At 39.5% G+C, this 8,134-nt stretch carries 10 protein-coding genes; 4 read left to right on the forward strand and 6 right to left on the reverse strand.

The features are described from left to right. Nucleotides 1-10: 10 nt before the first annotated feature. A complete protein-coding gene (locus HMPREF2991_RS01420; protein ID WP_070683230.1) occupies nt 11-988 on the forward strand; it encodes a Gfo/Idh/MocA family protein in 978 nt (325 codons plus the stop codon). Beyond that, nucleotides 985-2,067 (forward strand): DEAD/DEAH box helicase, encoded by a 1,083-nt coding sequence (locus HMPREF2991_RS01425; protein WP_070683231.1) that lies wholly within the window; start codon nt 985-987, stop codon nt 2,065-2,067. Before HMPREF2991_RS01420 ends, HMPREF2991_RS01425 begins: the two co-directional genes overlap by 4 nt. Nucleotides 2,068-2,091: 24 nt before the next feature. Here the strand turns inward: HMPREF2991_RS01425 and HMPREF2991_RS01430 are convergent, their stop codons facing one another. Further along, entirely contained in the window at nt 2,092-2,469 is a 378-nt protein-coding gene (locus HMPREF2991_RS01430; protein WP_083312752.1) for a YwiB family protein, read from the reverse strand. A gap of 71 nt (nt 2,470-2,540) precedes the next feature. Here HMPREF2991_RS01430 and HMPREF2991_RS01435 point away from each other — a divergent pair, with 71 nt between their 5' ends. Together HMPREF2991_RS01435 and yidA are read left to right on the forward strand one after the other, a co-directional pair. After that, on the forward strand, nt 2,541-3,848 hold the full coding sequence (locus HMPREF2991_RS01435) for an HD domain-containing protein (protein ID WP_070683234.1): 1,308 nt from the start codon (nt 2,541-2,543) through the stop codon (nt 3,846-3,848). 9 nt (nt 3,849-3,857) lie between these two features. Further along, nucleotides 3,858-4,664 (forward strand): sugar-phosphatase, encoded by an 807-nt coding sequence (gene yidA / locus HMPREF2991_RS01440; protein WP_000023484.1) that lies wholly within the window; start codon nt 3,858-3,860, stop codon nt 4,662-4,664. Between the two features lie 101 nt (nt 4,665-4,765). On the opposite strand, the gene HMPREF2991_RS01445 is transcribed toward yidA, so the two are convergent. From HMPREF2991_RS01445 to HMPREF2991_RS01465, 5 genes are all read right to left on the reverse strand, one after another. After that, a complete protein-coding gene (locus tag HMPREF2991_RS01445; protein WP_000958203.1) occupies nt 4,766-5,242 on the reverse strand; it encodes an Imm6 family immunity protein in 477 nt (158 codons plus the stop codon). A gap of 32 nt (nt 5,243-5,274) precedes the next feature. After that, on the reverse strand, nt 5,275-5,769 hold the full coding sequence (locus HMPREF2991_RS01450; protein WP_070683236.1) for an Imm6 family immunity protein: 495 nt from the start codon (nt 5,767-5,769) through the stop codon (nt 5,275-5,277). 63 nt (nt 5,770-5,832) lie between these two features. Then, a complete protein-coding gene (locus tag HMPREF2991_RS01455; RefSeq protein ID WP_044021737.1) occupies nt 5,833-6,159 on the reverse strand; it encodes a hypothetical protein in 327 nt (108 codons plus the stop codon). Between the two features lie 155 nt (nt 6,160-6,314). Continuing rightward, nucleotides 6,315-7,268, reverse strand: coding sequence for a hypothetical protein (locus tag HMPREF2991_RS01460; protein WP_000920280.1), 954 nt, complete (start codon nt 7,266-7,268; stop codon nt 6,315-6,317). A gap of 91 nt (nt 7,269-7,359) precedes the next feature. Then, the gene (locus HMPREF2991_RS01465) at nt 7,360-8,040 is read right to left on the reverse strand and encodes a hypothetical protein (protein WP_000662241.1); all 681 of its coding nucleotides are present in this window, start codon (nt 8,038-8,040) and stop codon (nt 7,360-7,362) included. Between the last annotated feature and the right edge of the window lie 94 nt (nt 8,041-8,134).

The raw sequence follows: 8,134 nt of genomic DNA on the forward strand, positions 1-8,134 counted from the left end.
AGGAGTATTTATGCTTAAATTAGGTATCATCGGAACAGGGGCTATCAGCCATCATTTCATAGAAGCAGCCCATGCTAGCGGAGAATACCAGCTGGTTGCAGTCTATTCTAGAAAACGAGAAACTGCCGCAACCTTTGCTTCTCGCTATGAAAATATCCAACTCTTTGATCAATTAGAAGACTTCTTTAAGTCTTCCTTTGATGTAGTCTATATCGCCAGTCCAAACTCCTTGCATTTTGTTCAAGCCAGGGCTGCCTTGTCTGCTGGTAAGCACGTCATTCTTGAAAAGCCAGCTGTCACTCAGCCACATGAATGGTTAGATTTGAGACAGACAGCTGAGAAAAATAATTGTTTTATCTTTGAAGCAGCACGAAACTACCACGAGAAAGCTTTTACTACTATCAAGAATTTTTTGGCAGACAAGCAAATTTGGGGAGCAGATTTCAACTATGCCAAGTATTCTTCCAAGATGCCGGATTTGTTGGCAGGGCAGACGCCAAATGTCTTTTCAAACCGTTTTGCTGGTGGAGCCCTTATGGACTTGGGGATTTATCCCCTCTACGCTGCCATTCGCCTCTTTGGAAAGGCTCAGGACGCGACTTATCAGGCTCAACAGCTTGACAATAGCATTGACCTGAATGGAGACGGTATCCTCTTCTACCCTAACTTTCAAGTTCATATCAAAGCTGGGAAAAACATCACTTCCAATCTTCCTTGTGAGATTTACACAGCAGATGGAACTTTGACCCTCAACACGATTGAGCATGTCCGCTCAGCTATTTTTACCAACCACCAAGGAAATCAAGTTCAACTCCCTATCCAACAGGCTCCTCATACGATGACTGAGGAAATTGCTGCGTTTGCACACATGATTCAGCAACCAGACCAGACGATCTACCAGACTTGGCTGGATGATGCAAGCTCTGTTCATGAGCTACTATATACTATGCGCCAGACTGCTGGCATTAGATTTGAGGCAGAAAAATGAAAACCAAACTACCGACTGAATGGCAAGAACTGAGCGACCAACTCGGTTTCCAAGAATTTACCCCCATTCAAACTCAACTATTTGAGCCCATTCTTGCTGGAGAAAACCTCCTGGGAGTAAGCCCAACAGGAACTGGTAAGACCCTCGCTTACCTCTTGCCAAGTCTTCTCAGACTACAAAAGAAAAAAGCCCAACAACTCTTGATACTAGCACCAAATACAGAACTGGCTGGGCAGATTTTTGACGTGTGTAAAACGTGGGCAGAGGCTATCGGCTTGACTGCTCAGCTCTTCTTATCAGGTTCCAGTCAGAAACGCCAGATTGAACGCCTCAAAAAAGGACCAGAAATTCTGATTGGAACCCCTGGCCGTATCTTTGAGTTGATTAAATTGAAAAAAATCAAGATGATGAATGTGGAAACCATCATTCTAGATGAATTTGATCAATTACTTGATGATTCTCAGATACACTTTGTTGAGAAAATCACTCACTACGCACCTCGTGACCACCAACTCATCTATATGAGTGCGACGACCAAGTTTGATCAAGAGAAGATTGCACCAAACACACGTACCATTGATCTCTCTGATCAAAAACTGGACAACATTCAACATTTCTACATGCAGGTAGACCAACGTCACCGAGTAGACATGCTACGAAAATTGGCTCATGTAGAGGATTTTCGTGGTCTGGTCTTCTTTAACAGCTTGTCAGACCTTGGAAGTGCTGAGGAAAAATTACAGTATCGCGATATCTTGGCTGTTTCCCTCGCTAGCGATGTCAATGTCAAGTTTAGAAAAGTTATCTTGGAAAAGTTTAAGGACAAGCAGCTAACCTTTCTCCTTGCAACTGACCTTCTGGCTCGTGGAATTGATATCGATAGTCTAGAATGTGTCATAAATTTTGATATTCCTAGAGATATGGAAACCTACACTCACCGCGCTGGCCGTACAGGTCGCATGGGCAAAGAGGGCTATGTTATCACTCTCGTAACCCATCCTGAAGAACTTAAAAAACTCAAGAAGTTTGCAAGTGTACGTGAAATTGTCCTAAAAAACCAAGAACTCTATATCAAATAAGGTTGGCATTTGCCAACCTTTTTCTTATCCCCAAGTAATTTCTAATTGATAGCTGGCAAAGGGGTGTCCCTCTTGATTTTGTAGTTGATAGGCCAGCTCAATCTTTTGCCCATCCAGTTTGTAGTGACTCGTTTGAATGATAAACTCCTGCATCCCCATTGGAGTAGGAATATAGGCCAAACTATCACTATCCTTTAGAAAACGCATGATAGTCTTGGGACTCGAGAAACGGGTCATCACCAGTTCTTCTTGATGAAATTTGAGAACCACTTTCTCCTTTTCCTCATTATAAAAAAGCAGATAGCTAAAATCCCCTTTTTCATGCACTTCCACGTCATAGAGTTGGTCTATGACTTCCAACTGTTCATCAAATTGAATCGTATTGCGCATCCGAATCTTCACATCAGGTCCTCTTTCTTCTCTCTTATCCTACTATTTTACCAAAAACTCTAGCTTTTTGCTATAATGGTCATATGAACGAAAAAGTATTCCGTGACCCAGTTCACAACTACATCCATGTCAATAATCAGGTCATATACGACTTGATCAATACCAAAGAATTTCAACGTCTGCGCCGTATCAAACAGCTAGGGACTTCCAGTTATACCTTCCATGGTGGCGAGCACAGCCGCTTTTCCCACTGTTTGGGGGTCTATGAGATTGCACGACGCATCACAGAGATTTTTGAAGAAAAATATCTTGAAGAATGGGATCCTGCTGAGTCTCTCTTGACTATGACCGCTGCACTCCTTCATGACCTTGGGCATGGTGCTTACTCGCATACTTTTGAACATCTCTTTGATACAGACCACGAAGCCATCACTCAGGAAATTATCCAAAGTCCTGAGACAGAGATTCACCAAGTCCTGCTACAAGTAGCGCCAGACTTTCCTGAAAAAGTGGCTAGTGTCATCGACCATACCTACCCTAACAAACAGGTCGTACAGCTCATTTCCAGTCAGATTGATGCAGACCGCATGGACTATCTCTTGCGCGACTCTTATTTTACAGGAGCATCTTATGGGGAATTTGACCTGACTCGCATCCTCCGAGTGATTCGCCCTATCGAAAATGGCATCGCCTTTCAGCGCAATGGCATGCACGCCATCGAAGACTATGTTCTCAGTCGCTACCAGATGTATATGCAGGTTTATTTCCACCCAGCAACACGTGCCATGGAAGTTCTCCTACAGAATCTTCTCAAGCGTGCTAAGGAACTCTACCCTGAGGACAAGGACTTCTTTGCACGCACTTCTCCACATTTGCTACCTTTTTTTGAAAAAAAAGTTACTCTATCTGACTATCTGGCACTTGATGACGGCGTGATGAATACCTACTTCCAACTCTGGATGAGCAGTCCTGACAAGATTCTCGCAGACTTGTCACAGCGCTTTGTCAACCGCAAGGTCTTTAAATCCATTACTTTTTCAGAAAAAGACCAAGACCAACTCGCAACCATGAGACAACTGGTTGAAGAAATCGGTTTTGATCCAGACTACTATACTGCTATTCATAAGAACTTTGACCTCCCTTATGATATCTATCGTCCTGAATCTGAAAATCCACGGACTCAGATTGAAATTTTACAAAAAAATGGAGAACTGGCAGAACTCTCTAGCCTGTCTCCTATCGTCCAATCCCTTGCTGGCAGCCGCCATGGAGACAATCGTTTCTATTTCCCGAAAGAAATGTTGGACCAAAATAGCATCTTCGCAAGTATCACCCAGCAATTTTTACACTTGATTGAGAACGATCATTTTACCCCAAATAAGAACGAATAGAGGAAATTTATGAGTATTAAACTAATCGCCGTCGATATCGACGGTACCCTGGTTAACAGTAAAAAGGAAATCACTCCGGAAGTCTTTTCTGCCATCCAAGATGCCAAAGAAGCTGGTGTCAAAGTCGTGATTGCAACGGGTCGTCCTATCGCAGGCGTTGCCAAACTTTTGGACGACTTGCAATTGAGAGATGAGGGTGACTATGTTGTAACCTTCAACGGTGCCCTTGTTCAAGAAACTGCTACTGGCCATGAGATTATCAGCGAATCCTTGACCTATGAGGATTATCTGGATATGGAATTTCTCAGTCGCAAGCTCGGTGTTCACATGCACGCTATTACCAAGGACGGTATCTATACTGCCAATCGCAATATCGGAAAATACACAGTTCACGAATCAACCCTCGTCAGCATGCCCATCTTTTACCGCACTCCTGAAGAAATGGCTGGCAAGGAAATCGTCAAATGTATGTTTATCGATGAACCAGAGATTCTCGATGCTGCGATTGAAAAGATTCCAGCCGAATTTTACGAGCGTTACTCTATTAACAAATCAGCTCCTTTCTACCTCGAACTCCTTAAAAAGAATGTAGACAAGGGTTCAGCTATCACTCACCTAGCTGAAAAACTCGGATTGACCAAAGATGAAACCATGGCGATCGGCGACGAAGAAAATGACCGTGCCATGCTCGAAGTCGTTGGAAATCCCGTTGTCATGGAAAATGGAAATCCAGAACTCAAAAAAATCGCCAAATACATTACCAAAACAAATGATGAATCTGGCGTTGCCCATGCTATTCGTACCTGGGTATTGTAAAATTCTTAAGGATAGAAAATAAACAACACCCCAAAAGGTAGAGATGACACTCTAACTTCTGGGGTGTTCTTTTTGATTTTTCGCCAAATCATCTATTCAAATCATCTAAGTAATCCTAGTCTATCTAGTTCTTTTAGGGCAGATTCTCTTGATGGGTATGGATTTTTATTGATGAAAATTTTTACTGTTTCGACGTGATGATAAAGATCCATGCTAATCTCTTTTAAATTATCAATAAAGACATCAAGTAGTTCCGGTTCAATGTTCTCTAAGGGAGAAGGAAGCTCCTTCTTATTTTCAAACTCAAAAGCTTCTTTAGCAGTCACACCTATTGCATAACTAATGTTGTCCCACAAGAGACCATTCGCTTCATTTTCATCTAACTGCATGTAGATAAATATTCCACTGAAGTCTGTCCCATCATCTAAAAGGCGATAAAGTTCCTCTCCCCTTTTATCTCTATTCTCCAAAAAACTCCAACATGCATCCAAGGCAGTTCGAATTTGAGAATTGTATCGTGTTTTCATACGGTTTACAATTGCTTCAGCAAAAATCAACATAAAATAACTCGTAAGCATATCCTCTCCTGATCTATACTTGAACGAATAGCCTATTCGTTCTCATCAGATAAAAATAGTGGTCCAAAGTAGTTTTTAACGAGCTCATCCTTTAAATATCCTTCTATTTCTGGCCCAGATATTTGTGAAATGAGTTCACTGTTTTCAGATAGGATTTGTTTGTAGCTTAAGGCAAGAACAGCCAGTGTGTCCTCGTCGACACTTTCTATCGTTTGTGGCAGGTAGACTTCCCCCGAAGCCATATAAGAATAATGACAAACTAAGACAAAGAAATTAGCGATACAGTTCCATACTAGTGGATTGGTTTTCTTATCTAGCATCTGAAATGTCAAGATATCCTGCTCATCCATATTTTCCAATCGATTGTATAAATCATCTGGACAAAACCCACTCTCTTTATCAAACTCCTGTTTTGAAAGTTTTAAGGAGTCAAAGACAAATTCCTTATATTCTTTCTCACTGATAAAATCTACAAGACCGTATATCAACTCCTGTAGAAAGAGCAACAAATTTTTATTATCTTTCATTGATTTTCCTTTTATTACTAAAAATTATCTTGGGAATGTATGATTCACTGGAAAAGGTGACAATCACTCTTCCTCCTCAAACATCAGAGCATCTAATTCTTCTCTTTCAGCCGCAATCTCTTCGAAGGTAGAAATAATATTATTTAAAAATTCTAAGGTGATAATACCAGTCGAATCTCTCATCGTAACCATAGTCCCAATAGCACTCAACTCATGGATGAGTGCTCTAACCTTTTTCAATTCATCCAAATCTAACATGTCTACTTCTATTACCGTGTCATGATCTTCTATTCTGGATTGAATTAAAGAGAAAGGCAAGGATGAATAATTTCTTAACAACTTATAGGTTCCTGACTTGTCACCTATAGAATCTATACAAATAGCTAGCATCATTTTTACTCCTTTATACTTGAAAACATCAGTATCCCATGTCTACAAGGAAAAGATATAAGCTTGAATCTCCTCTATCATGCATCGATTTGTCGTTCTTACTCTTATGGCTTGAAGCCATAAAGATAAAGCAAGCATAATAGCTTGCTTGAAAGTTAAGGAATTAAAAATTGATTTTCATAATCTTTTGGGAGTTCATAAGATATTTCTCCATTACTATTACCAAATCGACTTTGATTAAAAATTGGAAATAGCTTGGAGTCGTACACAGTTTTTATAACAAAACGTTCTCTTTCAAAACTAATAGTTGCAGCTACTGAGGGATCCTTAAAAACTGATTGTTCCCCTTGGGAATGCAAGCGAACGTTTATAGTAGCTACTTCTTCAGGATATTTCTCAAATCTAACATCAAAACTAATGTCGCTACCTGTCGAAGGAATGTACATTTGATATTCACTTACACTGATACTTTGAATCTTTCCTAATTTCTGTTCCAATTCTGGGTCGTTTCTATACAGGTCTGTTTGGATAGCTAGTTTGAAATTTTCCTCATGTTCTTGTAGCCATCTGTTAAGATTACGAATCATAATTTCTTTTTCAACTTGCCTGGAGGCATCCTTGCTCTTGCGATCAAGTTTATTCATAGTTTCAGTCAATTTATCTTGCTCTCGCTTCCAATCCCACGAGGGGTCACTTGATACCTCTACTACTGATAAGTACCATCTCCTCATAGTTTCAGGAGATTTATAAGGATTGGGTTTTATAAATGTAAAAGGACCTATACCAGCATCAGGAAAGTATAATTCTACTTTCATTGACTGCTTGCGATTATTATTAGCATAGGCTGTAAAGGAAATATGATAATTTCCACCTACATCTCCACCATTATCAAAGCCTCCCCTCGCAGAACCTGGTAAAAGCGTCACTGACTTTATATATTGCCCTTGACTGTCTATGTCTGCAATAATTTCGCTTTTGATAGAATCCGCATGATCATGAATAAACTTACCAGTGTTCCCAATCGGTATCCTAATTAACAAATATGACAAACCAATAATAATAAAGGGAACGGAAATTGCAAGGAATATCCACTTGTTCGATTTTAACATAATATCTCCTGATGCTCATTAAAAATCAGTTATAAAACAGCTTTTATAGTGCTTTACCTTTCAACCCGACGGTTCCTTTTTTCAATTTCATTCATTGATTATCCTCCCGTTGTTTAAATATAGTTAAATCTATTTGAACAGCCTCATCCCTAGATTCCATTAGTATTGAAATTCCATAGATTGTTCCACTAGAGTACCTTACTCTGATTCTACAGGTTGTATCCTCTGGCATATCGTACTTATTTTTAAGATATTTATAGAGGTCAGAATGATTTTCTGGTTCATAGATAATATCACGAAGCTCTGTTTCTGCACTCTTAAAGGTTTCTTTTATATTCAAGGAAGCGAAATAATCTCTTTGTACTACCAAATTAAGAATTTCTTCATCATATAAAGGAGTTACCTCCGACCCATAATTTAACTTCCCATTAGAGTAAGTAACAGGAACTGTTTCTTTATTATCCCCAATTTTTATTGTATAGTCACCCTTAATGTCAGATTGGCTAGTATCTAAGAATACTTTATAATCCTTTACTACGTTTCCACTCTCTATATAAATACTATTTTTGTAAAGCTTTAATCCATTAAACTCCTTCTTGTCTTGCTCTAAAAATTTAAATATAGGTTCAAACGTTTTTTCAAATTCGTACTGTTCCTTTGTTCTGTTTTTGGGAATGGTCTCACCACCCAAACTACATCCAGTCAGTGTATAAAGAGTCAGGACCATTAACATCACACTAACAACCCAAAATAAGCGTTTATTTTCCTTCATCTCTTTCTCCTAAACATTCTATGCCTATTATAACATAAAAAAGAGCGTTTCCGCTCCCTTTATCACTCCGGCAATTCTACCTTCAAGCTCATAT

The organism is Streptococcus sp. HMSC072D07 (assembly GCF_001814835.1).
Taxonomy (GTDB): Bacteria; Bacillota; Bacilli; order Lactobacillales; family Streptococcaceae; genus Streptococcus.